At 70.3% G+C, this 25,565-nt stretch carries 24 protein-coding genes; 15 read left to right on the top strand and 9 right to left on the bottom strand.

From position 1 onward, the window contains the following. Positions 1-232 (bottom strand): DUF4277 domain-containing protein (locus tag Amac_RS01560; RefSeq protein ID WP_155352463.1); only part of this gene is annotated, 232 nt, incomplete at its 3' end. A gap of 199 nt (positions 233-431) precedes the next feature. Between Amac_RS01560 and Amac_RS01565 the strand changes: the two genes are divergently transcribed. The 5 genes from Amac_RS01565 (at position 432) to Amac_RS01585 (ending at position 6,181) form a co-directional block, all read left to right on the top strand. Next, a complete protein-coding gene (locus Amac_RS01565) occupies positions 432-1,256 on the top strand; it encodes a prephenate dehydratase domain-containing protein (RefSeq protein WP_170322257.1) in 825 nt (274 codons plus the stop codon). A gap of 46 nt (positions 1,257-1,302) precedes the next feature. Beyond that, a complete protein-coding gene (locus Amac_RS01570) occupies positions 1,303-2,265 on the top strand; it encodes a cyclase family protein (protein WP_155352465.1) in 963 nt (320 codons plus the stop codon). Between the two features lie 42 nt (positions 2,266-2,307). Then, the gene (locus Amac_RS01575) at positions 2,308-3,774 is read left to right on the top strand and encodes an aldehyde dehydrogenase family protein (protein WP_246268007.1); all 1,467 of its coding nucleotides are present in this window, start codon (positions 2,308-2,310) and stop codon (positions 3,772-3,774) included. 18 nt (positions 3,775-3,792) lie between these two features. After that, positions 3,793-4,665 carry a fumarylacetoacetate hydrolase family protein gene (locus Amac_RS01580; protein WP_155352466.1) on the top strand — a complete coding sequence of 291 codons (873 nt, stop codon included), beginning with the start codon at positions 3,793-3,795 and terminating at the stop codon, positions 4,663-4,665. Between the two features lie 76 nt (positions 4,666-4,741). Further along, entirely contained in the window at positions 4,742-6,181 is a 1,440-nt protein-coding gene (locus tag Amac_RS01585) for a carboxyl transferase domain-containing protein (RefSeq protein ID WP_155352467.1), read from the top strand. On the opposite strand, the gene Amac_RS01590 is transcribed toward Amac_RS01585, so the two are convergent. Continuing rightward, a complete protein-coding gene (locus Amac_RS01590; RefSeq protein ID WP_155352468.1) occupies positions 6,178-6,675 on the bottom strand; it encodes a hypothetical protein in 498 nt (165 codons plus the stop codon). The two genes, Amac_RS01585 and Amac_RS01590, sit on opposite strands and share 4 nt — an antisense overlap. Positions 6,676-6,762: 87 nt before the next feature. Between Amac_RS01590 and Amac_RS01595 the strand changes: the two genes are divergently transcribed. Beyond that, complete coding sequence (locus Amac_RS01595; RefSeq protein ID WP_155352469.1) at positions 6,763-7,974, top strand: M20 metallopeptidase family protein; 1,212 nt, start codon at positions 6,763-6,765, stop codon at positions 7,972-7,974. On the opposite strand, the gene Amac_RS01600 is transcribed toward Amac_RS01595, so the two are convergent. Genes Amac_RS01600 through Amac_RS58355 form a run of 4 tightly spaced genes read right to left on the bottom strand, consistent with a single transcriptional unit; the run spans position 7,964 to position 14,533 of the window. Then, complete coding sequence (locus Amac_RS01600; RefSeq protein ID WP_246268009.1) at positions 7,964-8,434, bottom strand: TIGR02611 family protein; 471 nt, start codon at positions 8,432-8,434, stop codon at positions 7,964-7,966. The two genes, Amac_RS01595 and Amac_RS01600, sit on opposite strands and share 11 nt — an antisense overlap. Before the next feature lie 49 nt (positions 8,435-8,483). After that, a complete protein-coding gene (locus tag Amac_RS01605) occupies positions 8,484-9,665 on the bottom strand; it encodes an acetate kinase (protein WP_155352470.1) in 1,182 nt (393 codons plus the stop codon). Further along, a complete protein-coding gene (gene pta / locus Amac_RS01610) occupies positions 9,662-11,722 on the bottom strand; it encodes a phosphate acetyltransferase (RefSeq protein ID WP_155352471.1) in 2,061 nt (686 codons plus the stop codon). Before pta ends, Amac_RS01605 begins: the two co-directional genes overlap by 4 nt. Positions 11,723-11,776: 54 nt before the next feature. After that, positions 11,777-14,533 (bottom strand): cellulose-binding domain-containing protein, encoded by a 2,757-nt coding sequence (locus Amac_RS58355; protein ID WP_155352472.1) that lies wholly within the window; start codon positions 14,531-14,533, stop codon positions 11,777-11,779. A gap of 259 nt (positions 14,534-14,792) precedes the next feature. Here Amac_RS58355 and Amac_RS01620 point away from each other — a divergent pair, with 259 nt between their 5' ends. The 3 genes from Amac_RS01620 to Amac_RS01630 all read left to right on the top strand — a co-directional run bounded on the left by Amac_RS01620 (position 14,793) and on the right by Amac_RS01630 (position 17,226). Continuing rightward, entirely contained in the window at positions 14,793-15,188 is a 396-nt protein-coding gene (locus Amac_RS01620) for a nitroreductase/quinone reductase family protein (RefSeq protein ID WP_246268011.1), read from the top strand. Position 15,189: 1 nt separating this feature from the next. Beyond that, positions 15,190-16,092 carry an aminoglycoside phosphotransferase family protein gene (locus Amac_RS01625; protein WP_155352473.1) on the top strand — a complete coding sequence of 301 codons (903 nt, stop codon included), beginning with the start codon at positions 15,190-15,192 and terminating at the stop codon, positions 16,090-16,092. A 105-nt stretch (positions 16,093-16,197) separates the two neighbouring features. Beyond that, entirely contained in the window at positions 16,198-17,226 is a 1,029-nt protein-coding gene (locus tag Amac_RS01630; protein ID WP_155352474.1) for an ion channel, read from the top strand. Positions 17,227-17,271: 45 nt separating this feature from the next. Here Amac_RS01630 and Amac_RS01635 read toward each other — a convergent pair whose 3' ends face one another. Beyond that, positions 17,272-17,883 (bottom strand): LysE family translocator, encoded by a 612-nt coding sequence (locus Amac_RS01635; RefSeq protein WP_155352475.1) that lies wholly within the window; start codon positions 17,881-17,883, stop codon positions 17,272-17,274. A 90-nt stretch (positions 17,884-17,973) separates the two neighbouring features. Between Amac_RS01635 and Amac_RS01640 the strand changes: the two genes are divergently transcribed. Beyond that, on the top strand, positions 17,974-19,005 hold the full coding sequence (locus Amac_RS01640; RefSeq protein ID WP_170322258.1) for a LysR family transcriptional regulator: 1,032 nt from the start codon (positions 17,974-17,976) through the stop codon (positions 19,003-19,005). On the opposite strand, the gene Amac_RS01645 is transcribed toward Amac_RS01640, so the two are convergent. Then, positions 18,978-19,688 carry an SDR family oxidoreductase gene (locus Amac_RS01645; RefSeq protein ID WP_155352477.1) on the bottom strand — a complete coding sequence of 237 codons (711 nt, stop codon included), beginning with the start codon at positions 19,686-19,688 and terminating at the stop codon, positions 18,978-18,980. The two genes, Amac_RS01640 and Amac_RS01645, sit on opposite strands and share 28 nt — an antisense overlap. A 120-nt stretch (positions 19,689-19,808) precedes the next feature. Here Amac_RS01645 and Amac_RS01650 point away from each other — a divergent pair, with 120 nt between their 5' ends. The 5 genes from Amac_RS01650 (at position 19,809) to fahA (ending at position 24,387) form a co-directional block, all read left to right on the top strand. Then, positions 19,809-20,177 (top strand): MerR family transcriptional regulator, encoded by a 369-nt coding sequence (locus tag Amac_RS01650; protein WP_155352478.1) that lies wholly within the window; start codon positions 19,809-19,811, stop codon positions 20,175-20,177. Positions 20,178-20,349: 172 nt separating this feature from the next. After that, positions 20,350-20,901: a MarR family winged helix-turn-helix transcriptional regulator gene (locus tag Amac_RS01655; protein ID WP_246265022.1), complete on the top strand. Its 552-nt coding sequence runs from the start codon at positions 20,350-20,352 to the stop codon at positions 20,899-20,901. Positions 20,902-21,059: 158 nt separating this feature from the next. After that, entirely contained in the window at positions 21,060-22,256 is a 1,197-nt protein-coding gene (locus Amac_RS01660) for a homogentisate 1,2-dioxygenase (protein WP_155352479.1), read from the top strand. Then, positions 22,253-23,218: a hypothetical protein gene (locus Amac_RS01665; protein ID WP_155352480.1), complete on the top strand. Its 966-nt coding sequence runs from the start codon at positions 22,253-22,255 to the stop codon at positions 23,216-23,218. Before Amac_RS01660 ends, Amac_RS01665 begins: the two co-directional genes overlap by 4 nt. Beyond that, positions 23,215-24,387 (top strand): fumarylacetoacetase, encoded by a 1,173-nt coding sequence (gene fahA / locus Amac_RS01670; protein WP_155352481.1) that lies wholly within the window; start codon positions 23,215-23,217, stop codon positions 24,385-24,387. Before Amac_RS01665 ends, fahA begins: the two co-directional genes overlap by 4 nt. A gap of 101 nt (positions 24,388-24,488) precedes the next feature. Here fahA and Amac_RS01675 read toward each other — a convergent pair whose 3' ends face one another. Next, positions 24,489-25,493: a LacI family DNA-binding transcriptional regulator gene (locus Amac_RS01675; protein WP_155352482.1), complete on the bottom strand. Its 1,005-nt coding sequence runs from the start codon at positions 25,491-25,493 to the stop codon at positions 24,489-24,491. Between the last annotated feature and the right edge of the window lie 72 nt (positions 25,494-25,565).

Below are 25,565 nucleotides of genomic sequence, written 5' to 3' on the forward strand. Positions count from 1 at the left end.
CCCATTCCCGCGCCCATTCCCGCACGTGCACCAGCGGAGCCGGAGAGGTCAACCGGTTGGCCACCAGCGTCTCGATCACCTGTCCGTGGGTGAGTCCGGCCAGGTCACGCACCGGGCAGGCGGCATCGACCACATCACGGATCTTCAACCGGGAGCAGAAACCGGCCACCACCGGCAACGCCCCCAGCAGTTTCTCGACCGACGGGATACCGAACTGCGCGGGTTGTCTCACACGCCAGCAGGCTGCCGACTGCTGAGCCCACGACCAACCCGACACACCGAAGAATCCCAAAGATCCTCATGTGCGGAAAACGGGGCTAGACCCCGCCGCGCTCTGTGGCCCGTCTCACGCCGGGCCCCATCGTCAGCGACCTGGAGGTGTGCTACATTTCCCGCGTACTGAATACACTATTCACCTGCGGAGGGTCGCTGTGAGCGGGAGCGAACACCAACCAGCGCGGCGGGTCGGCACGCTGGGCAGCGAACTCACGTTCGCGGGGCAGGCGACGCAGGCGCTGCTCGAGCACCGGCCCGGACTGGGCGGGCCGGAGTACTTCCCGACCATGGACGACGTCGTCGCCGCCGTGCTCGACGGCCGGATCGAGCTCGGGGTGCTGACGTCGGAGACCTCCAACACCGCGTGCACCGAGACCGCCGCGCGCATCCTCGCCGGAGAGAAGCTCTTCATCGGCGACGAGATCGTGGTGCCCTACCACTGCGCCCTGCTGGCCAAGCCGGGCACCCGTCTGGACGACATCACCCATGTGGGCGGGCACGGCTCCATCCGCCAGTGCCGCCGCTTCCTGGCGGAGCGGCTGCCCGCCGCGACGGTCGAAATCCACAGGCAGAACTCCGTGGCCGCGGCGCGCGAGGTGCTCGAGGGTGACGGCTCGATGGCCTTGATCGGCACCGAGGCCGTGGCGCGGGCGCTCGGCCTGGACATCCTCGAGCGCGACGTCGACGGCGGCAGCGTCGGCGGGTGGTGGGCGCTCTCCTCGGCATTGGCGGTCTCCCCCGGCGCCGACCTGCTGGCGGTCCGCGTCGACGGCAGTGCCGAACTCGACGAGACGCTGGCGCTCCTGGCCCCGCTCGGGCTGGCCGTGCGCACGATCACGAACGCGCCCACCGGCGAGATCTTCCGCTACCGCTACCTCCTGGTGCTCCGTACGCGCGATGGCGAGCCCCTCACCGGCCAGGCGATCGACGCCTTCGGCTCCCGGCTGGTCGGCGTCTTCACCACCTCGACCGCTTCTTGACCATTCCGCCCGCCGTCGCGGCGGGCATGACCATGGAGGTGATGAGATGTCCGATTTCCGCGGCGCGGATGTCCTCGAGCGCTACATCAAGCAGTGCACGAACTGGGGACGCTGGGGCGAGGACGACTCGCTCGGGACGATGAACTACGTCGGGCCCGAGCAGGTACGGCACGCCGCGGCCCTCGTCGAGCACGGCGTCACCGTCTCCTGCTCGCTCCCCTATGACCAGCGAGGCCCCCAGACCGGCAGCTTGCGGGCCAACCCGCGCAACGTGATGACGGCGACCGGGGCCGATCACCTGGCCGGAGCGCAGGAGATCCTTCCTGCCGGGTTCGGCCCGGCCAAGGGGTACGGGCGCTCGGACGACATTCTCATCGTGCCCAACCAGGCCGGCACCCAGTGGGACTCGCTCTCCCACATCTTCTGGAAGGGGAAGATGTGGAACGGATACTCCGCGGGTCTCGTCTCCTCCAACGGGGCGGCCAGGAACGGCGTGGAGAACTACGCGGGCAAGTTCGTGATGCGCGGCGTGCTGCTCGACGTGGCCCGGCACCTGGGCGTGGACGCTCTCGAACCCGGTTACGCGATCTCCGTCGAGGAGCTGGAGGCGACCGCGCAAGCCCAGGGCGTGCGGATCCAGCGCGGGGACGCGGTGCTGATCCGCACCGGCTTCCTCGAGGCTCGCCGGCACGCGTGGGGCGACTACGCGGGCGGCGCCGCCCCGGGGGTGTCGCTGCACACCGCCCCGTGGTTCCACGAGCGGGAGATCGCCGCGGTCGCCTCCGACACCTGGGGCGTCGAGGTCCGTCCCAACGAGATCGACTGCTTCCAGCCCTTCCATGTCGTGGCACTGGTCCACATGGGACTGGCCATCGGCGAGATCTTCGACTTCCACGACCTCGCGACCGCCTGCGCCCGCTACGGGAAGTACGAGTTCCTCTTCACCGCGCCCGCGTTGCCCATCACCGGCGCCTCCGGGTGCCCCGTCGGTGGTGTCGCGGTGCTGTGAGGCAGCGCCGACCGTCTTGATACTGCACGAGAGAAGGAATCGATGACCGCGTTCGCCATGCCCGCCCTCGCCCCGTCGCTCCCGGCCGTCCCGTCGACGCTGCTGGTCGGAGGGCGATGGCGCCCGGCAGCGGGTGGAGCGACGTTCCCGGTGGACAACCCCGCGACCGGCGAGACGCTGATCGAGGTCGCGGACGCCGACGCGCGGGACGCGCGGGACGCGATCCGGGCCGCCGCCGACGCGCAGCCCGCCTTGGCGGCCTTGTCCCCCGCGCGGCGCGCCGCGCTGCTGCGCCGGGTCGAGGCCGCGCTGCGCGAGCGTGCGGACGAGCTCGCTCTGCTCATCACCCTGGAGATGGGCAAGCCGATCACCGAGTCCCGCGGGGAGGTGGCCTACGCCGCCGACTTCTTCGGCTGGTTCGCCGACGAGGCCCTGCGCATCGGAGGCGACTACCGGCTGTCACCGTCCGGGCTGACCCGCATCCTGGTCCAGCACAAGGCGGTGGGGCCCTGCCTGCTCGTCACCCCGTGGAACTTCCCGCTGGCGATGGGGGCGCGCAAGATCGCCCCCGCGATCGCGGCCGGCTGCCCGTCCGTCCTCAAGCCGGCCGAGCAGACGCCCCTGACCAGCCTGCTCCTCGCGCGGATCATCGAGGAGTCCGGTGCTCCGGCCGGCGCGGTCAACGTCGTCACCACGTCCCGTCCCGCCGAGGTCGTCAGCACGGTGATCGGGTCCGGGCTCGCCCGCAAGCTCTCCTTCACCGGGTCGACCGAGGTCGGCAAGCTGCTCCTGGCCCAGTGCTCGGCCCACGTCATGAGAACCTCGATGGAGCTGGGCGGGAACGCGCCTTTCATCGTGTGCGAGGACGCCGACCTCGACGCCGCGGTCGAGGGCGCGTTGCTGGCCAAGATGCGCAACGTCGGCCAGGCCTGCACGGCGGCCAACCGCTTCATCGTCGCGGAGTCCCTCGCCCCCGAGTTCACCCGCGGGCTCGCGGACCGCATGGGAGCGATGACGGTCGCCGCCGGCTGGCAGGACGGCGCCGAGGTCGGGCCGCTCATCGACGACGCGGCGGTCGCGAAGTTCGAGCGGCTGGTGGCCGACGCTCTCGACCGGGGCGCCGCCATCGAGGTGGGAGGCGGGCCGTCGAACGGCCGGTTCGTGGCGCCCACCGTCCTGAGCGACGTCGCGCCGGGTACGGCACTGCTCGACGAGGAGATCTTCGGACCGCTCGCCCCGATCACCACCTTCCGCGAGGAGGAGGCGGCGGTGAACGCGGCCAACGGCACCCCCTACGGGCTGGTGAGCTACGTCTACACGCGCGACCTGGAGCGTGCGCTGCGCATGGTCGGGAACCTCGCCAGCGGCATGGTCGGGGTCAACGTCGGCGTCGTGTCGAACGCGGCCGCGCCCTTCGGCGGCGTCAAGCAGTCCGGGCTCGGCCGCGAGGGCGGCCTCGAAGGCCTCGCGGAGTACCTCGACACGACCTACGCCGCGATCCCTGTCTGACGGTCAAGGAGACAACGAATGCGCGTCGTGGGACTGCGCCACACCGACGGTTCGGTCCTCGCGGGGACCCTCACAGACGACGGCCGCCAGGTCGGAGTCCTCGCGGCCCTGGAGGAGTTCTGGGCCGAACCCCGGCGCTGGCTGACCGGTGAGCCGGCCTTCGAGCACGTAATGGTGGACGATGTCCAGCTCGTACCCCCGGTGCTGCCGGGCGCGAGGGTCATCTGTATCGGGCTGAACTACCTCAAGCACATCGCGGAGGGTTCCTACGCGAGCGAGGGCGTGCCGCAGTACCCCACCTTGTTCGCGCGGTGGCCGAGCTCGCTCACCGTCGCGGGCGTGGGCATCCCGGTGCCGCCCGACGAGGATGGGGTGGACTGGGAGGGCGAGGTGGTGGCCTGGGTCGGTGCGACCCTCGTGGACGCCACGCCCGAGGACGCCCTGGCGGCCGTGGTCGGCTACTCCACGTTCAACGACGTGACCTCACGCCGGGCACAGAAGCTCACCTCCCAGTGGACGCTGGGCAAGAACGGAGACCGTTCCGGTGTGCTCGGGCCGCTGGTACCGGCTGCCGAAGTGGGCGACCTGCGGGACGGGCTCAAGGTGGAGACGCGCGTGAACGGCACCGTGGTGCAGCAGGGCCGTACCGACGAGATCGTCTACACGGTCGGTGACACGCTCTCGCTCATCAGCCGGACCCTCACCCTCCGCCCTGGCGACCTGCTCGCCACCGGAACCCCGTCGGGGGTCGGCTACTCCCGGACACCGCCGTGGCTCCTGCGACCCGGCGACGAGGTCGAAGTCGAGGTGGAGCGGCTCGGGGTGGTGCGGAACCCGGTCGTTTCCCACCATGCGCGCCACGAGGCGCTTGGCTCGGGCGCGTCCGCATGAGCGCGCCTCTTGAGGGCGTGCTCGTCGTCGACGCCTACGGCGAGCCGGTACGGCGCTGGGTCGGCGACGTGGTCCGGTGACGCGCCGGCTGGGTGCCCTCGAACTGATCGAGGCGAACGTCGACCCGGGCTCCTGGCATTCGTGGGACGGGCCCATCGCACCCGCCGACCGGGATCCCGAGTATGAGAAGGCACTGCTCCAGGCTCGGGAACGTGCCGGCACGGACGAGGCCGTCCTCACCGGCCGGGCCAGGATCGAGGGCCACGACGTGGCGCTCATCGTGAGCGAGTTCCGCTTCCTCGGCGGGTCGATCGGTCGTGACGCGGCCGAGCGCATCGTGACGGCCGTGCGCCGCGCGACGGGCGAACGGCTGCCCCTCATCGCCGCGCCCTCCTCCGGCGGCACCCGGATGCAGGAGGGCACGCCGGCCTTCGTCACGATGGTGGACATCTCCCGGGCGGTCGTCGAGCACAAGGCGGCCGGCCTGCCGTACCTGGTGTATCTGCGGCACCCGACCACGGGAGGGGTGTTCGCGTCGTGGGGGTCGCTCGGGCACGTCACCGTGGCGGAGCCGGGCGCCTTGATCGGCTTCCTGGGGCCCTCCGTTTACGAGGCACTCAACGGCCATCCGTTTCCCGACGGGGTCCAAGTGGCCGAGAATCTGGTCGCCAAGGGAGTCATCGACGCGGTCGTGACCTCCGACCGGCTCGCCGTCGTCGCCGCGAACGCACTCGCCTTGCTGGCCAGACCTGCGAAGGTGAGCCAGGCGTGGGTGCCGGACACCGCCGTGGTGACCCTCCCGAGGGATCCCTGGGACTCCATTCAGCTGAGCCGTCACCCTGACCGCCCAGGAGTCCGCGAGCTCTTGCGTTACGGGGCCGGCGATGTGGTCGCCCTGTCCGGGACGGGTGCGGGTGAGCCCGGCCAGGGCATGTTGTGTGCCCTGGCGTCCTTCCAGGAGGTCGCGTGCGTCGTGATCGGTCAGGACCGGCGCGCTCAGGCTAGCGGAGGCCCGCTCGGCCCCGATGACCTGCGTGCCGCGCGCCGCGGCATTCATGTCGCCCAGCAGCTGGGGCGCCCGCTGGTCTGCGTCGTCGACACCCCCGGGGCCGAGCTCTCGGCGGAGGCGGAGGAGCGGGCGCTCGCCGGAGAGATCGCACGCTGCCTGGCCGACCTCGTCCAGCTCACCGTGCCGTCAGTGTCGGTACTCCTCGGAGAGGGGTGCGGCGGGGGCGCCCTCGCCCTGCTCCCCGGCCGAACGCGCATCGCCGCCGAGCACGCGTGGCTCTCGCCCCTGCCGCCAGAAGGTGCGAGCGTGATCCTGCACGGCCACACCCGGCTGGCGGCCGACATGGCACGCAGGCAACGGGTCGGCTCCCACGAACTGCTGACGGACGGGGTGGTGCACGCGGTCGTGCCCGAACCCGTTCCCGCGCACGAGAACCCCGAAGACTTCTGCCGGAGAGTGTCCGCGGCGATCGGGTCGCAGCTACTCCAGCAGCTCCCCACCCACTAGGTCCGATGTCGTGGTGAAGACACTCGGCCCCGGGTCGTCAGATAGCCGGCGCCCGTGCCGGTGAGCAGGAGCAGCAGCACCAGCACCGCGTGCACCACGCCGCCGCCGGGCACGGCCCCCGGGTCCGGGATCTCGTCGATGTCGGTCGAGCAGACCAGGGGCTTGCTCAGATCCCCCGCGAAGACACACGCGGTGGCCGCCATCGCGGCGCCCGGATCCCCGCGCAGGATTCCGCTCACCTCGTAGGTGCTCTCCCCCGGCGGCATCATGACCAGCCAGGACGCGTGCGTCTCCCCGACCGACGCCCCCGCCGCCTCGACCTCCCGCAGTCCGGGCGGGAACGTGATCCGCACATTGGCCGACAACGGCGTGGATTCGTAGTTGACGGCCGTGATCACATAGGTGGTCCTCCGGTCGATCTCGGTGACGCCGTTGTCCAGGCCGATGGAGACCTGCGGCGCGGCCAGCAGAATGGCGCCAAGAATCGCGATCATCATTCCCCCCGGCCAAAGGATCGCAGGCAGCGGGGCCTCCTGGCGCGCCGCATTGCCGGGACGGCGGGAAGTCCCGCAGGATGAGGCATGGACATTCAGGACGAGCTGGTACGCCTCCGCCACTCCCTCCACGCCGAACCCGAGCTGGGCCTGACCCTCCCCCGGACTCAGGAGAAGCTGCTCGCGGCGCTGGACGGGCTGCCCCTGGAGATCTCCACCGGCGAGGCGCTGTCGTCGATCACCGCCGTCCTGCGCGGGGGACGTCCGGGTCCGACCGTCCTGCTGCGGGCCGACATGGACGCGCTGCCCATCCAGGAGCGCGTCGCGGTGCCGTATCGCTCGAAGATCGACGGGCGGATGCACGCGTGTGGCCACGATCTGCACATGGCCATGCTGGTCGGGGCGGCGCATCAGCTCAGCGTGAGCAGGGACAGCCTCGCCGGGGACGTCGTCTTCATGTTCCAGCCCGGCGAGGAAGGCTACGAGGGTGCCCGGCTGATGATCGAGGAAGGCGTGCTGGGCGCGTCCGGCTGCCGGCCCATCGCCGCGTACGGCATGCATGTCTTCGCCACCGCCGTCCCGACCGGCCTGTTCCTCACCAAGGGCGGCCCGATCCTGGCGGCGGCCGACACCTTCCAGGTGATCGTGCGCGGGCGTGGCGGCCACGGTTCCGCGCCGCATCGCGCGCTCGACCCGATCCAGGTCGGTTGCGAGATCGTGTCCCAGCTCCAGACGTACGTGACCAGGAGCTTCGACGTCTTCGACCCGGTAGTGATAACCGTCGGGCAGTTCCACGGCGGCACCGCGGACAACGTCATCCCGGATGACGCCCGCTTCGACGCCACCATCCGCTCCTTCTCCGCCGAGACCCGCGCCCAGGTCAAGGAAGGCGTCGTACGGCTCGCGCGCGGCATCGCCGAAGCGCACGGCCTGACGGCGGAGTGCTCGTTCGGCATCGGCTACCCGGTGACGGTCAACGACGAGGCGGAGGCGGAGTTCGCGGCCGAGACCGTGCGGGAGGTCCTGGGCCCGGAGCGCTACGTCGCGATGGCGCAGCCGGCGACCGGCTCGGAGGACTTCTCGTTCGTGCTGAACGAGGTGCCGGGGACGTTCCTGGTGCTGGGGGCCTGCCCGGCCGGGCAGAATCCGGTGGGGGCTCCGGCGAACCACTCGGCTGAGGCGGCCTTCGATGACGGGGTGCTCTCCGACGGGGCGACGCTGCTGGCGGCGCTGGCGACGCGCCGCCTGGCGGCGGCCTCGGCGGTGCCCGCCGGGGAGCTGAGCGAGCTCACCGGTTGAACAGGAGCTGCGCTTCCTGGATCAGGTCGATCTTGAGGGTGAGCTTCAGCGAGAGCCAGACGATGGCGAAGGCGAGCAGGAAGGTGAGCGTGCCCGCGACGATGCGGACGAACCAGTTCTGCCGTTTCAGCCAGGCGGTCGCCGCGCCGACCACGCGCTTGGCGAAGTCCAGGACGCGGCTGGCCCAGTGGAACTCGGTGGCGAGCACGGCCAGGCCGCCGAACACGATCAGCCAGCCGGGGCCGGGGAACGGGACCATGATCAGGCCGCCGATCACCATGGCACCGCCGATGACGCCGACGATGATCTTCAGGGTCAGCCGGCCGGCCGCGGTGGAGCGCCATCGGTCGAGCCACTTCATCGGCCCCCTCGCCTCCCCGTTGCGCGTGTATTCCGCTAGTTTCGCCTCCTCCCCGCTCTCGGTCCGTCCCTGTTCCTGCGCGTTCTCGGTAGTCGACACGGTTCACCCCCACACCTACGATAACCAGCGGGATCTTCCGGGCTCCTCATCAATGCGGAGGAGTTCTCCCTACGCCGGCAGTATTGACGGTCTGTTCGGCGATCTCCAACTCCTCGTCGGTCGGGATCACCAGGACCGTCACCTCGGAGCCGTCCTTTGAGATCGTCCGGGCTCGGGCGGAGCGCGCGGTGTTGCGGGCGGGGTCGATCGTGATGCCGAGGCGGTCGAGGCCGGTGAGGGCGAGTTCGCGGGTCCGCGGGTCGTTCTCCCCGACGCCCGCCGTGAACACGATCGCGTCTACATGTCCGAGGACGGCGTAATAGTTGCCGATATATCCGCGTATGCGGTGGGTGTAGACGTCCATGGCCAGGCGGGCGGCCTGGTCTCCGTCGTCGGCCTTGCGCCAGACCTCGCGCAGGTCGTTGGCCCCGGCGAGCCCGCGCAGGCCGCTCTCCCGGTTGAGGGCGGAGTCGATCTCGTCGAGGGTGAGTCCGGTCAGCCGCGCGACGTAGGGCAGCACTCCGGGGTCGACGTCCCCGGATCTGGTGCCCATGACCAGCCCGGCCAGCGGCGTCAGGCCCATCGAGGTGTCCACGCTCCGCCCGCCCCGGACCGCCGTCGCGCTCGCGCCGTTGCCCAGGTGCAGGACGATCGTGTTGACCTCCTCGTACGGCCGTCCGAGCAGTTCGGCGGCTTTCCGGGAGACGTACGCGTGCGACGTCCCGTGAAAGCCATATTTGCGGACATCCCACTCAACGGGCACCGCATACGTATATGCCGCCGGTGGCAGCGTCTGATGGAAGGCCGTGTCGAAAACGGCCACGTGCGGAAGCGTGGGAAACGCCCGCCGAGCGACCCGGATCCCCTCCAGATTCGCCGGATTGTGCAGCGGCGCGAGCGGGATCAGCTCCTCGATCGCCGCCTCCACCTCGTCGTCGATCAACTCTGGCCGCGCGAACCGGCTGCCCCCGTGCACCACCCGATGCCCGACCGCGCCAACCTGATCCAGCGCGGGCCCTCGCGCGGCGAACGCCTCCAGCACCGCCCGCAGCCCGGCCTCATGATCGGCGAAACCGTCGGCGCCCACATCCTCGCCGTTGTGGATCAGCCGCCCGGACCGCTCCCCGATCCGATCCACCAGGCCGGTCGCCAGCCGCGACCGCGTGTCCATGTCCAGCAACTGGTACTTGATCGACGACGACCCGCTGTTGAGCACCAGGACGTGCATCATTCTCCCTGCGCCTGAATCGCGGTGATCGCCACGGTGTTGACGATGTCGTGCACGGTCGCCCCTCGCGACAGGTCGTTGACCGGTTTGCGCAATCCCTGCAGCACCGGCCCGACCGCGACCGCCCCCGCGCTCCGCTGCACGGCCTTGTACAGGTTGTTCCCGGTGTTGAGGTCCGGCACGACGAACACCGTCGCCCGCCCGGCGACCTGGCTGCCGGGCATCTTGGTCCTGGCCACGCTCGGCTCGGCGGCGGCGTCGTACTGGATCGGGCCCTCCACCGGCAGGTCCGGCCGCAGCTCGCGGACCATCGCGGTGGCCGCGCGCACCTTCTCCACCTCGGGTCCCGCGCCGGACTCGCCGGTCGAGTACGACAGCAGCGCCACCCTCGGCTCCACCCCGAACCTGGCCGCCGTGGCCGCCGAGGAGATCGCGATGTCGGCCAGCTGGTCCGCGGTCGGGTCGGGGACCACGGCGCAGTCGCCGTACACCAGGACGCGGTCGGCCAGGCACATGAAGAACACGCTGGAGACCACGCCGACGCCGGGGCGGGTTTTGATGATCTCGAAGGACGGGCGGATGGTGTGCGCGGTGGTGTGGATCGAGCCGGAGACCATGCCGTCGGCCAGGCCGAGGCCTACCATCAGGGTGCCGAAGTAGGACACGTCGGTGACGGTGTCGCGGGCCCGCTCGACGGTGATGCCCTTGTGGGCGCGCAGGCGCGCGTACTCGACCGCGAAGCGTTCGCGGAGTTCGGGGTCGAACGTGCTGAGCACGCGGGCTTCGCCCAGGTCCAGGCCCAGCCGCGCCGCCTGGGAGCGGATCTCGCGCTCGTCGCCGAGCAGGGTGAGGTCGGCGACGCCGCGCCGGAGCAGGATGTCGGCGGCGCGCAGGATGCGGGGTTCCGCGCCTTCGGGGAGCACGATGTGGCGGCGGTCGGCGCGGGCGCGTTCGAGCAGGTCGTATTCGAACATGAGCGGCGTGACCACGGTCGCGGGGGTCACGTGCAGGCGGTCGAGCAGGGCCGAGCCGTCCACGTGCGCGGCGAACAGGCCGAGCGCGGTGTCGATCTTGCCGTCGGCGTCGGGGGTGAAGCGGCCTTCGACCCGGGAGAGGCGGGTGGCGGTCTCGAAGGTGTCGCCGGGGGTGGTGATCACGGGGAGGCTGATGTCCATGCCGGTAAGCAGCCGCAGCACCGGCTCGGGGAGCAGCATGCCGCCGTTGAGAATGATCGCGGACAGGGCGGGGAAGGTGTCGGCGTTGTGCGCGGCCAGCAGGCCGGGGAGCAGGGCGGCCGCGCGGTCGGCGGGGGTGATCACCGCGACGCCCTCGGTGAGACGCTCCAGGATGTTGGGGAGCGTCATCGCGCCGACCATCAGGCCGCCGACCTCGCGGCCCAGCTGCTGCTCGTCGCCGAGGAACAGGGTGCCGCCGCAACCGGCGAGCAGGTCCGCGACCGTAGGCGCCGACAGCCTCGCGACCTCCGGGAGGACCCAGACCGGAGTCGGGCAGTCCTGTACGGCTTCCGCCACCTCACCCAATCGCGCCGGATCGACCCGGGTGACCACGACCGCGATGCCGAAGGTGTGCTCCTCCGCGAGTTCCTTCGCCGACAGCTCGACGGCGGCGGCGATCTCCTCCGGGGTCCGCCGCAGGCCGGTGACCACGTTGAGCACGGGCGTGCCCAGGTTGGCGGCCACCTGGGCGTTGAACTCGAACTCGGTGGGCGCGCCGACGTCGGTGTAGTCGGTGCCGATCACCACGACCGCCGCGCAGCGGGCCGCCACCGCGCGGTATCCGGCCACGATGTCGGCGATGGCCTGCTCGGGGTCGGCGTGCACGTCCTCGTAGGTGACGCCCGCGCAGACTTCGTACGACAAATCCATTTTGAAGCGGATCCGGGCGGTGTTGATGAGGTTGTCCTCGGCACCGGCCCGAACCACCGGCCGGTAGACGCCGACCACGCCCACCTGCCGGGAAAGCAGTTCGATCAGTCCGAGGGCGACCGCGCCCTTGTTGCTCCTGGCGTCGCTCGCCGCGACGTAAACGCCGATCGCCATGCGGGTAATGGTATGGCTCCCGCCGCTGGGCGGGCGGCGGGAGCCGTACCGGACTCAGAGGGCCGTGCAGGTCACCGGAGTGGGGACGTTGTTGGTGCCCGGCGCGGCTGCGTTGAACCCGAACGTTGTCGTGGCGTTGGGGTTGAGGTTGCCGTTATAGCTCATGTTGTTCACCGTGACGTTCGCGCCGCTCTGGGTGTGGCTGCCGTTCCAGAGGGACGAGATCGTCTGGCCGTTGGCGTAGGTCCAGCGGACCTGCCAGCCGGTGATCGCGACCGTGCCGCTGCTGCGGACGGTCACGGTGGCGCTGAAGTTGCCCGGCCACGTGTTCGTGATCGCGTACGTGGCGGTGCACGCCTTGCCGACGCCCGGACTGGGGCTAGGGCTTGGCGACGGGCTTGGCGACGGGCTGGGACTCGGGCTGGGGCTTGGTGAAGGGCTGGGGCTTGGTGAAGGGCTGGGGCTTGGTGAAGGGCTGGGGCTCGGCGACGGGCTGGGTGACGGCGACGGGGGTGCGCCCGTGCGGTCGCCGTAGATGATGCCGCGGCCGTTGGTGCCCAGGTAAACCCGCCCATACGTGCGCGGGTCACCCGTGATCGCCTCGCCGATGTTGCCGTACTGGTGGGTGTCGTCGTTGATCCGCACCCAGGTGCCGCCCGAGTCGTCCGACCGGTACACGCCGCGCACGTTGTCGATCTTGGCGATGGTGAACAGCGCCGGGTAGCTCTGCCCCGGAGCCGCCCGCCCGAAGCCGACGTTGTCCGCTTCCTGGACGTTCGCCAGCTTGGTGAACGACGCACCCGAGTTGGTGGAGTGCCACAGGCCGTAGGTCGCGCCGGTGCCGCCCGCCAGCCAGATGTCACCCTCGCGTCCGGGCACCGCCTTGAACCGGCCGGTGGTCGGCAGGCCGGTCGCCGCGGTCGCCGTGAAGGCCGCGCCGCCGTTGGTGCTGACGTAGAACCGGCCGTTGGAGAAGGCGTAGAACTTCTGCGAGTTCACCCGGTCCGACTCGATCCGCGAGTTGGCCGGCACGCCCGTCGCGGTCTGCCACGAGTTGCCGAACCCGACCGAGTAGACGACCTGGATGCCGCTGTCGCCCGGCGCCCAGACGAACCTGCTGCCGTCGGCCGCCGCGGCCACCGTGCCGCCGTTGTTGACGCCGCCCGGCTCGCCGCCCTGGAACCAGTTCGCGCCGCCGTCGGTGGAGAAGGACACATGGCTGTCGTTCGGCCGGTCGGAGTCGGTGAAGTTGCCCGATCTGACCATCACGCTCGGGTTGGTCTCCGCGTAGTCCAGCGAGGTGGTCGAGGTGAAGGTGGGCGCCGTGAACATCATCGGCGGCACCGCGTCCAGGTTGGTGTGCCGGAAGCCGCCGATGTCTCCCAGGCCGCTGACCAGCGGCGCCGCGCCGGACGGCGGGCTGATCAGGTCGAGTACGGCGGTCTCCTCCAGCCCCTTCACCATCGGTTTGATGGTGAACTGGCCGCCGGTGTCCCAGAGTTTCAGGTCGGTGCTGCCGTAGATGGTCGCGCCGGTGCCGTACATGAAGCGGTTGCCGTTGAACGGGTCGATCTCCAGCGACTCGACCATCCAGCCCAGCTTGGGCGTGACCTCCGGCGGCTGCGGGTTCGACCCGAAGGTGAGCCACGGCGCCGAGGTGATGTCCATCTTGTAGCGGAAGCTCCGGTTCGGGTAGGAGGTCCAGTCCCACACCCGGGTCCAGGTCGCGCCGCTGTCGGTGGACCTGAAGAAGATCACGTCCGGCCACCAGGACATCTGGGTGGACACCATGATCGTGCCCGGGTTCTGCCGGTCGATGGTCAGGCCGCTGTAGCCGAAGTAGTCGTCGGCGCTGCTGGACGGGATCGGGCTGATCTGGGTCCAGGTGCCGGTGGCGGTGGCGTACCGCCAGACGTCGCCCTTCGCGCCGTCGTAGGGGCCGCCGGTGTCGCTGGTAGCCAGGTAGAGGTAGCCGTTGACGGTGTCGAGCACGCCCTTGTGAGCGATGTAGCCGGTCGGCTGCCCGGCCACCCGCTCCCAGCTGGTGCCGCCGTTGGTGGTCCGGTAGACCGTGTTCTGCTTGTCGGCCACGCCCACGTAGATGGTCTGGGTGGCGTTGCCGGAGGTGCCGGTGCGCTTGTCGAACGTCACCCAGACGACGCCCGGCTGGTGGGTGCCGTAGCCGTTCGGGTCGCTCGGGTCCGAGGCGTAGTTGCCGGCGTTCGGGAAGGAGGTCACCTTGGCCCAGGTGGCGCCGAAGTCGAGGCTCCGCCACAGCCCGTTGCCGTTGGGCGCGCCCAGGTAGAGCGTGCTGTTCCGGTTCGGGTCGATGGCCAGCCGCTCGCCCATGCCGCGGCCCGGCATGTTGCCGCCCATTTTGAACGGCAGCGGGGTGACCGACCAGGAGTCACCCTTGTTGGTGGAGCGCAGGATCGCGCCGTTGTTCGGGTCCCAGCTGTTGGTGTACATGCCGACGGCGGCGTACACACGGTTCGTCTGCACCGGGTCGGTGGCGATGCTGTCGACGCCGTTGTAGCCCCAGTTGGTGAACCCGACCCAGTCGAGCAGCGGCTTCCAGCTCTGGCCGGCCTGGTCCCAGCGGTACATGCCACCGATGTCGGTGCGCGCGTAGATGAGGTTCTGTTCTGTCTGGTTGAAGACGATGCCCGGCACGAAGCCGCCACCGTCGATCCGCACGTTCTTGAAGTTGTACGGGTCGGACGCGGCGGCACCCGCCGGCGCGTTTCGCACGACCACCGTGACCAGGGCCACGGCGACGAGCGCGAGCATGCTGAGCAGCTTTCTTCGCATGGACGGTCTCCCTCGTGAATGGTTAACCGCCATGCACGATCAGGTGGGGACCCTGACCGTCCGCCCAGCGCGTGCATGGAACTGCCGAGAGATTCACACAGCCGCCAAGCCCCCGTCAATAGTTTGAACTATAAACGAACTCTGGCGTCTCAGCTTGTGAGACGTACGCTTGTCAGGCACGCTTTTACCTGGAAGATCCGATAGCTGACACATGATGGCAGGATTTCTGGTGATTATTTCGGTCATGGACGATATGCGCGTGATCAATACAAGGACTATCGAGGACTTCCGGGCCGCCAGGGGCGGCGGTTCGTTCGCGGGCCGCCAGCTCCTCCTGCTCACCACCCGCGGCCGCGTCACCGGCCGCCCGCACACCACCCCGATGATGTACGTCCCCGACGGCGACCACCTGGTGGTCCTCGCCTCGAACGCGGGCGCCACCGAGCCACCGGAGTGGTATCGCAACCTGCTGGCCCAGCCCACGGTCACCGTTGAGGCGGGCGCGGAGGTCTACATCGCCACCGCCCGCCCGACCGAGGGCGAGGAATACGCCCGGCTCTGGCGGTCGATCACCGAGCAGTTCCCGTTCTTCCTCGAACACGAGCAGAAGGCGGGCCGGACGATCCCGATCGTCACCCTGGCCCGGGTGAGCTGAGCTGGAGATCGTGGTGCCGCCCACGCTGGCGGCTCTGCATGTCCGCTACGAGCGGGACGCGGGGCCCGCGTGGACTGCCTCGCTGCCTGGCTTGGCCGAGCGGATGCTTGAGCGCTGGAGGCTGCGGGTGGACGGGGGCGCGATGCACGGGGTCATCGCGCTCGTGCTCCCCGTCCTGCGGGCCGATGGGAGTCCGGCGGCGCTCAAGCTGCAGCCGGTCACCGAGGAGACCCGGGGTGAAGGGCCGGTGTTGCGGGCGTGGGCGGGAGACGGCGCGGTGCTGCTGCTCGACGAGGATCCGGCCAGTGGGTCGCTGCTGCTTGAGCGGCTCGATGGGGGGAGGTCGCTGGAGAGCCTGCCGGATTCGTGGGAGGCGCTCGAGATCCTGACCGGGTTGCTGGCCCGGCTCGTTTCCGTGCCCGCGCCGGCGGGGTTGCGGAGTCTGGGCGATATCGCCGCCGGCATGCTGGCCGCCGTACCCGAGGCGGTGGTCGGGGCCGATGATCGGCGGTGGCTGGGGGTTCTCGCGGGAGCCGTACGGGAAGTGGCCGGGGAGCCCGGTGATCGGCTCCTGCACTGGGATCTGCACTACGGGAACGTGCTGGCCGGGCAGCGCGAGCCGTGGCTGGCGATCGACCCGAAGCCACTGGCCGGGGATCCTGGATTCGAACTGTTGCCCGCGCTACACAACCGCTGGGACGACGTGCAAGCAACCGGAAATATCCGGATATCCGTGCTGAAACGGTTTGATCTCATGACCGAGATGCTGGGCCTGGATCGGGGACGTGCGGTCAGCTGGACACTCGGCCGCATTCTCCAGGACGCCCTCTGGGACATCGAAGACGGGAACCCGGCCAAGGACCCGACCCATCTCGCCATCGCCGACGCCCTTCTTTCCCGCTGACTCCAACATGTGCTTGCTCCTCGCCGCGATCTCCGGCAGAGATGAGGGCTGTTTTCTATGGATTTGTCCCGTTAAGGTGACCTCCACGGATCCGTGGGAGGAAATGTGCCGATCTTCGTGGCGCGTCTGCTCAGCCGGATCACGCTGCTGGGCAGCTGGTGGACACCCGTACTGGTGCTGACCGTGGTGTTCGTGACCAGCTGGCCGCTGATGGCCCTGGCCGAACCCGCGGGAAGCGAAATCGTCGAGCCGGGCAATTTCTGGTGGTATTTCGTGGTGACCTCGGCCACGGTCGGCTATGGGGACCTCTATCCGGAATCAGCCGCCGGGCACGTCGTCGGGGCGTACGTGATCGTGGGCGGGATCGCCACGCTGACCACGGTCTTCACCCGGCTGGCCGCCCGCCTGGAGCAGGCCAAGGGACGCAGGATGCAAGGAGCCATCACGGTGGATACATCAGGTCACATCGTGCTGCTCGGCTACACGCCCGGGCGGACCGAGCACATCGTGGACGAACTCATCGCCGATGGCACAACCCGGGTCGTGCTCTGCGCCTGGGACGAGGTCGGCGCGCACCCGATGCCCGACCGCGATGTGGAGTTCGTCCGAGGCGACCTGACCGACGCGGGAGTGCTCCGGCGCGCCGGCGTCCACCGGGCGTACAGCGTGCTGGTAGACGCCCGCGACGACAACGAGGCCCTGACCGTGGCGATCACCGCCGACCACGTCGCGACGGACGCCCACCTGGTCGTCGCCCTCCGCGACATCGCCCGGGTCCGCCACCTCCGCTACGTCGACGAAAACCTCCGCTGCGTCCAGTGGCACACCCCCCACATGATCACCGAAGAACTCAAAGACCCAGGCATCACCGAGATCTACACCCAACTGATGACCCACGGCGGCGCCGACACCTATTCAGTACGCCTACCGGAATCCCTCGGCCCGATCTCGGTGGACAAATGCCAGACCACCCTCGGCAGACAACACGGCGCAACCCTCCTCGCCGCCCACACCGGCGAACAACTCCTGGTCAACCCCAGCTGGCAAGCCGAACTCCCACCCGGAGCCGTCCTGTACTACGTCGGCTCCCACCGACTGACCCCAGAACAGGTCGCCGAAACCCTCCGGACCTAAACCAGCCACCCAACGATCCAGATATCCAGGCCCCCAACGCACCGCTCAGATGCCGACGGCGATGCTCACTCCGAGCACGACCAGCACAGCGCCCGAGAGCGCGCCGATGCCGCGCTGCATCCATGGCCGGGTGACCAGCGAACGGCCGCGCGCGACCAGCATCACGAAGAGCAGGTACCAGGCGGCGGTGACCGCCGACCAGATCAGACCGAGCGCGACCGTCGAGGCGAACGAGGGGTCCGCGCCCACGAAGCGCGGCAGTAGCGAGAGCGCGAAGACGCCGGCCTTCGGGTTGCCGAGGTTGGTGGCCAGCCCCGCCAGGTAGGCGTGCCGGCGGTCCGCGCCTCCCGCTCGATCGGTGGTGGGGAGCGCGGGCGTCGAGCGGGTCGCCGACCAGAGCGTGCGGAGTCCGACGTACGCCAGGAAGGCTCCGCCGAGGGCAAGCAGCACGCGGTACGCGAGCGGGTTGGCGAGCACGACCGCGGAGACACCCGCGGCCGCCGCGGTCGCCCAGAGGACGAGGCCGGTGGCGGTGCCACCGATAGTCGCGACCGCGACCCCGGGACCGTGCAGCAGCGTCTGCCGCAGCATCAGCGCCTGCCCGACGCCCGGGAGCATGGCGAGCAGCCAGGTGGTGACGACGAAGGTGACGAGCACGGGGTCCTCCTCGGGGGTGTCTCTGTCCCGAGGGTCGCTCGCCGTACGGCCTGAAGAAAATCAAGCACTCCTGTGTTTGAATTAAAGATTGTGAAGGGTGATCTGGCCGAGCACCTGCGGCTGCTGGCGTTGATCGAGGAGCACGGCACGCTGGCGGCGGCCAGCGACGTGCTCGAGCTGAGCCCCGCCGCGGTCACCCAGCGACTGGCCCGGGCCGAGGAGCTGTGGGGCGTCGCCCTCGTCGAGCGCGGACCACGCGGCGCCCACCTGACCCCCGCCGGCCAGGCGCTGGCCCGACACGGGTCCCGGATCGAGCGCGAGGTCGCCGAGGCCACCCATGCCTTCGCCGCGTACCGGCAGGGGCTGGTCCGGCGGCTGCGGGTGGGCGCGTTCCAGGCGGCGGCGCTGCACCTGCTGCCGCCGGCGATGACCGCGCTGCGGCACCGGGTCCCGGACGTCGACCTCTCCGCGATCGACCTGCAGTCCAGCGACGCGCTCGGCCTGGTGGCCGGGGGCGACCTCGACCTCGCGGTGCTCGCGTCCTGGGACGTCCCGCCGGCGCCGGCCCCCGAGGTCGACGTGGTCACGCTGCTGGAGGATCCGATGGTGGTCGTCTTCGCCGACGACCACCGGCTCGCCGGCAGCCCGCGGCCGGTCGCGCTGGCGGACCTCGCCGAGGAGTCCTGGGTGGTGATCCGCGGCGGCACCGCGGCCCGCCACCAGTTCGACCGGGTCACCCACGAGGCCGGCTTCGACCCGCGGATCCGCTTCGAGACCGAGTCGTACGACGTCGCGCAGGCCCTCGTCGGAACGGGCTACGGCGTCGCCCTGGTCTCCCGGATGGCGCTCCGCCCCGGCACCGCCCTGGCCCACCGCCCGCTCGCCGGGACCGGCGCGCACCGCACCATCCACGCGGCCACCCCGCACGGCGACCGGGCGACACCGCTGGCGGTCACGTTCCGCGACCTGCTCGCGGACGTCGCCCGGGACCTGGCCTCGGTACCCCTGTCGCATCTGATCGTGGATAGTCGAACCGAGAGTGCTGGTCCGGCTGGTGAGCGTCGCGATATGCAAGGACGCCTCCGCTGGGCAGATCAGGCAGTGGGTGACAGCTGGCTGTAGAACTGGCTGGGGTCGTTGGCCAGGGTGGCTTTGATCATGGCGCTCCAGTCGTCGACGAGGACTTCGAGCTTGCCCGCCTCGGCACCGTCGAGCGCGGCCCGTGCGACATCGGCGGGATCGATCTTGTCTCCCTCGTAGCCGGCGGACAGGTCGGTGTCGGCGGCGCCCAGATGTACGGCGGTCACCAGGGTGCCCTGTCCGGCGAGTTCGAGGCGGATGCCGTTGGTCAGGCTCCACTGGGCCGCCTTGGCCGCGGCGTAGGCGTTGGATCCGTCGTAGGAGAACCATGACAGTGCGGACAGGACGTTCACGATCGTCCCGCCGCCGCCTGCCGCCAGGACGGGGGCGAAGGCGCGGACCACGCCCAGAGTGCCGTAGAAGTGCGTGTCCATCTCAAGCCTGATTTTCGCCATGTCCCCCGTGACCAGATTGGCGTCGGTCATGATGCCGGCGTTGTTGACCAGCAGCGTCACGTCGGACGCGGTGGCCGCCGCCGCGGCGATGGAGGCCGGATCGGTGATGTCCAGCCGCAGCGCTTCCACTCCGGGGATGTCGACGCTCTCGGGATTACGTGCGGCCGCGTACACCTTGGCCGCGCCCCGCTCGACCAGTTGTGCGGCGAAGTGCCGCCCGATGCCACGGCCCGCGCCGGTGACGAGTGCGACCGAGTTGGCGATCTTCATACGTGGGGCCCTTCGTTCAGGAGTGCCTCGGATGCTCGGCGAGCACCCGCGCCGACTACGCTAGAAGCTGACGCTGACGTCAGGTGCAAGTCATGCGGCGTCTCGAACGAGGAGGCACTGGTGCGGATCGGCGAGGTCGCCGCGCAGGCTGGGGTGAGCGTCAGGGCCCTGCGCTACTACGAGGAGCAGCACCTGCTCGATGCGACGCGTAGCTCCGGCGGGCAACGGCAGTACCCGGACACCGCGGTCGAACGCGTCAAACTGATCCAGCAGCTCTACGCCGCGGGCCTCCCGAGCAGAACCATCCGCGAGGTGTTGCCCTGCGTCGCCTCGGGCGAGGTGACTCCAGCGCTGCTGAAACGGCTGGCCGCAGAGCGTGCCCGCATTGATCAGCAGGTCAGGGAACTTCTAAGCGTGCGCGACAGACTCGACGACGTGATCGCCACGGCAGAAAAACCTGGCCCTGGCTGCACTCACGTGGACGCCTGAACACTCGTCCTACCCCGCCGCTTCGTAGCTTGTCACGAACACACTCGGTCGACGCCCACGTCGCGGCGGTGCTCGCGGCCCCGACCGCGGCCGAGGTGAGGGCGGCCCTCGCCAGCGCGACCGCCCGCCCCGCCTGACATCCATCCGAGCGTCACGGCCATAAGATTGCCCTGTGATCCCCGCGAACGAGCAGAACCCGGTCAGCCCCGCCGACCTGGACTTCTGGTCGTTCGTGGCGTTGGCCAACCGCAAGCTGGCCACCGAGTACGGGTTCGCCCACCAGCTGGCCACCCAAGTGCTGATCACACTCAACCGGGCGTCGGACCTGGTGACCTACGACCTGGAGGCGTCGGTGCACCGGCCGCGCGGCCGGTCGTGGTCGGCGTTCCGGCTGCTGTTCGTGATCTGGCTGGCCGGCCCGATGGAACCTAGCACGGCGGCCCGATTGACGGGGATGAGCCGGGCGGCCGTGTCGAACCTGACCAAGACGTTGATCGGCGACGGCCTGCTGGCGCGCACCGCGGCCGAGCGCGACGGCCGCTCGGTCACGCTGTCGCTGACCGACGCCGGGCAGGCCGAGATGGTCGACGTGTTCCGCGAGCACAACGAGCGCGAGTTCGAGTGGGCCGACGCGCTGACCGAGGCCGAGCAGCGCACGCTCATCTCGCTGCTGGACAAGCTGATCACGGCGGAGCGTGCCATCGAGGTCCGCGGGCGGGCGTAGGACGCGATCCGCGTCACCACCCTCCCGCGCCCGAGGCCTGCCAGCGCGCGGGCCGGGGAGCCGCATGCGTCCGAGCTCTTTCGCTCAGTGCCGCTGCGCGCTACGCTGGCCATCGAAATAGTTAACGCTTTAATCAGTTCTTGCGAGGAGGTGACGATATGGCGTACTACCGCTCCGTGGGCTCCGTCCCGCACAAGCGGCACACCCAGCACCGCACGCCCGAGGGCGGCCTCTACGCCGAGGAGCTGATGGGCGAGGAGGGGTTCTCGGCCGACTCGTCGCTGCTCTACCATGCGGGCATCCCATCGGCGATCATCGACGCCACGCTGTGGGAGCTGCCCGACCAGACGCTGACGGAGAACCGTCCGCTGATCCCGCGCCACCTCAGGCTGCACGCGTTGACGAGCGACGACTGGAAGGCCGTCGATGTGGTCACCGGGCGGCGCCTGGTGCTGGGCAACGCCGACGTCCGCATCTCCTACGTCGCGGCGGGCGAGTCCTCGCCGCTGTACCGCAACGCGATCGGCGACGAGTGCGTGTACATCGAGTCGGGCACGGCGACGGTAGAGACGGTGTTCGGCACGCTGCAGGCGGCGCAGGGCGACTACGTGATGCTGCCGCGGGCCACCACCCACCGGTGGCTGCCGGTCGGCGACGAACCGCTGCGGGCGTACGTGATCGAGGCCAACTCGCACATCGCGCCGCCGAAGCGCTACTTGTCGCGGTACGGCCAACTGCTGGAGCACGCCCCGTACTGCGAGCGCGACCTACACGGGCCGACCGAGCCGCTCGTGGTGGCGGGCAATGACGTGGAGGTGCTGGTGAAGCACCGCGGGTCGCGTGGGGTCACCGGTACCCGCTACGTGTGCCCGACACACCCGTTCGACGTGGTGGGCTGGGACGGTTGCCTGTATCCGTACACGTTCAACGTGGCCGACTTCGAGCCGATCACCGGGCGGGTGCACCAGCCGCCGCCCGCGCACCAGGTATTCGAGGGCCACAACTTCGTGATCTGCAACTTCGTGCCACGCAAGGTCGACTATCACCCGCTGGCGGTCCCGGTGCCGTACTACCATGCCAACGTCGACTCCGACGAGGTCATGTTCTACTGCGGCGGCGACTACGAGGCCCGCAAGGGCTCGGGGATCGCGCAGGGCTCGATCAGCCTGCACCCCGGCGGGCACTCGCACGGGCCGCAGCCGGGCGCGGTGGAGCGGTCGCTGGGCATCGAGTTCTTCGACGAGCTGGCCGTCATGGTCGATACGTTCCGCCCGCTGGAGCTGGGTGAGGGCGGGCTGGCCGCCGAGGACCCCGCGTACGCCTGGACGTGGGCGGGCCGGGGGCCCGCGTCGTGACGGGCGCGCCGGCGCCGGGGCGCATCCCGGCCGTCGTCGCGGGGCTGTGCGACGACGCGGCGATCTTCCCGCCGGGGCTGGCCCCGCTGCCCGCCGCGGTGCGGGCCCACGACGCCGCGGCAAGGGAGTGGTACGCGCCGCTGGTCGGCCCCCTCGTCATCGGCGCGGCCGCGGTGCCGTCGCTGCCGCCGCTCGTGGCCGGGCGGGCCGAGCCCCTACCGGTGTCGGTGACGTTCCCGGCCGGCCCGGGCATGGTCGCCGAGGTGCTCGCGGCGCTGGCCGGGATGCCCGTGGCCGTGCGCGCGATCGAGGTCGCCGTGCCCGACACGGCGACGGTAACCGACTTCCTCGCCGCGCTCGCCACCGCCGTGTCCGCCGAGGACCGACGCGACACCGCCGGCACCCCGCCCGATGACATCGAGGCCGGCGACCGCCCCACCCCCGCTGCGACCCGGCCGGCCCGTGGCGTCGACGTCTACGTGGAGATCCCCCGCGACGAGCGCGGCCCGCAGTTGCTCGCGGCCCTGCCGCCGGGCTACCGCGCCAAGTTCCGCACCGGCGGCGTGCGCGCCGACCTCTACCCGGACGAGGTCGAGCTGGGCCGTTCGGTCGCCGCCGCCGTCGCGGCAGGGGTGCCGTTCAAGGCCACGGCCGGGCTGCACCACGCGGTGCGCAACACCGACCCGGCCACCGGCTTCGAACAGCACGGCTTCCTCAACCTGCTGCTCGCCACCGACACGCTCGCCCGCGGCGGCAGCGAGGCCGACGCCGACGCGCTTCTCGCCGAACGCGACGGCGCCACCGTCGCCGGACTGATCGTCGGCCTGGACGCGGAGGTGCGGTGGCGGTTCGTCTCGTTCGGCACCTGCAGCATCACCGACCCCGTCTCCGAACTGGTCGAGCTGGGCGTCCTCACCGCCCCTGCCGCGACCGGCCCGATCGTGCCAGGAGCACCCCGATGACCACCGTCGACGTCCCGGCCGGATCGCCGTTCGGGCCGGAGAACCTGCCGTACGGCGTCTACTCCGTGGGAGGTGGCGCACCGCGCGTCGGCGTCCGGCTCGGCGACTCCGCCGTCGACCTCGCGGCGCTGCTCGGCGACGACGTGTTCGCCGCGCCCTCGCTCAACCCGTTCCTCGCGCAGGGCGCGGCCCGGTGGGCGGCGGTGCGCGCCGCGATCACCGAACGGGTTGCGGGGAAGGTGCCTGCCGCCGCGGTGCACCCGATCGGCGAGGTAGCGCTGCACCTGCCGTTCGAGGTGGCCGACTACGTCGACTTCTACGCCTCGGAGCACCACGCCTCGAACCTGGGCAGGCTCTTCCGTCCCGGCTCGGAGCCGCTGATGCCGAACTGGAAGCACCTGCCGGTGGGCTACCACGGCCGCTCGGGCACGGTCGTGGTGTCGGGCACCGACATCGTGCGGCCGTCGGGCCAGCGCAAGGCCCCCGACGCCGACGCACCGGCGTTCGGGCCGAGCGTGCGGCTCGACATCGAGGCCGAGCTAGGGTTCGTGGTCGGGGTCGGATCGCCAATCGGGACGTCGATCCCGACGTCGGCGTTCGCCGAGCACGTGTTCGGCGCGTTCCTGGTCAACGACTGGTCGGCCCGCGACCTGCAGGCCTGGGAGTACGTGCCGCTGGGCCCGAACCTGGGCAAGAGCTTCGCCACCTCGGTCTCGCCGTGGATCGTGCCGCTGGCCGCACTGGAGGCCGCGCGCGTGCCGCTGCCGGGCCAGGACCCGCAACCGCTGCCGTACCTGCGGGAACAGGAGCCGTGGGGCCTCGACATCGACCTGGTCGTGGAGTGGAACGGCGAGGAGGTCGCCCGGCCCTGTTACCGGGAGATGTACTGGTCACCCGCGCAGATGCTCGCGCACATGACCGTCAACGGGGCCTCGGCGCGCACGGGCGACATGTTCGCCTCCGGCACCATCTCCGGCCCCGGCAAGCACGAGCGCGGCGCGTTCATCGAGCTGACCTGGGGCGGGAAGGAACCCGTCACGGTCAAGGGCGAGGAGCGCACCTTCCTCCTCGACGGCGACGAGGTGACCATCAGCGCCACCGCGCCGGGTCCGGACGGCACGACGATCGGCTTCGGCGAGGTGACCGGACGGATCCTCCCGGCGCGATAGCCCGGCCTGCCCCGCAGCTGGAGAACCGCAAGCAGGCAGACCGCCCGCCGCGACGCCCGTCCCGCTCTCCTTGAGGGCGAAGTATCCCGGCATACGGGCGATCAACGATGGGTGCTCTCGTGAATTTCGAGGGTGAAGGGGACCGTGACGTCCTGTGGCTGCTGGCCGTCGTGGTCCAGTTGTCGCTTGACGAGGTCGATCGCCGCTTCGGCTATGGCTAATTTGTCGGGTGCGATGGTGGTGAGGCGGGGGGCGCTGTAATTGCCCTCCTCTATTCCGTCGAACCCCACTACGGCCAGGTCCGCGGGGACGCGGAGGCCGCGATCCCGGGCTGCGCTGATCGCTCCGATGGCGAGCAGGTCGTTGAAGCAGAAGACCGCGTCCGGCGGGTTCGGCGCGTCGAGGAGGCGGCGCATGGCTCCGGCGCCCTCGGCGCGGCTGTAGGTGGGCGTCGGCACGGTCAGGGCGGGGTCGTCCGGCAGGCCGGCCGCGCGGAGGGCGCCTCGGTAACCGGCGAGTCGCAGCATCGCGGTTCCGTTCTGTCCGGGCTGATCGCCGATCGCCGCGATGCGGCGCCTGCCGAGGCCGATCAGATGCTCGGTCGCGACCTCGGCGGCTTTGACGTTGTCGATGGCGACGTGGTTGACGCGGGCCCCGAGAGCCCGTTCGCCGAGCAGCACGAGCGGGCTGTTCGGGGCGCTGTCCGTGGCGAGGTCCGCGGGATGCATGCCGATCGGGCTGAGGATGACGCCGTCCACCAGCGATCGGTGGGCGGCGTTGATGACGGCGAGCTCGCGCTCGCGGGCGCCCGCGGTCTGCTCGATGAGCACGGTCCAGTCGTGCCGGGCGGCCGCGGTCATGACGAGCCCGCAGAGCTCGGCGAAGTAGGGGTTGGTCAGTTCGGGTACGGCGAGCGTGAGGAATCCCGTGCGACCTCGCCGGAGGTTTCGCGCGCCGATGTTGGGCACGTAGCCGAGCTGCTCAATGGCTTCCTGAACCCGGCGGCGGTTGTCGGCGGCGACGAAGGAGTAGCCATTGACCACATTCGACGCGGTCTTGACCGAGACGCCGGCGCGCGCGGCGACGTCCTTCAATGTCACGGCCATCGATGATCCTCACCTGGGCGGCTCTGTCAGGCTTGACGATACAACGATGTAACAAGACTGAACAGAGGTATT

Origin of the sequence: Acrocarpospora macrocephala, assembly GCF_009687865.1 — a bacterium.
Taxonomy (GTDB): domain Bacteria; phylum Actinomycetota; class Actinomycetes; order Streptosporangiales; family Streptosporangiaceae; genus Acrocarpospora; species Acrocarpospora macrocephala.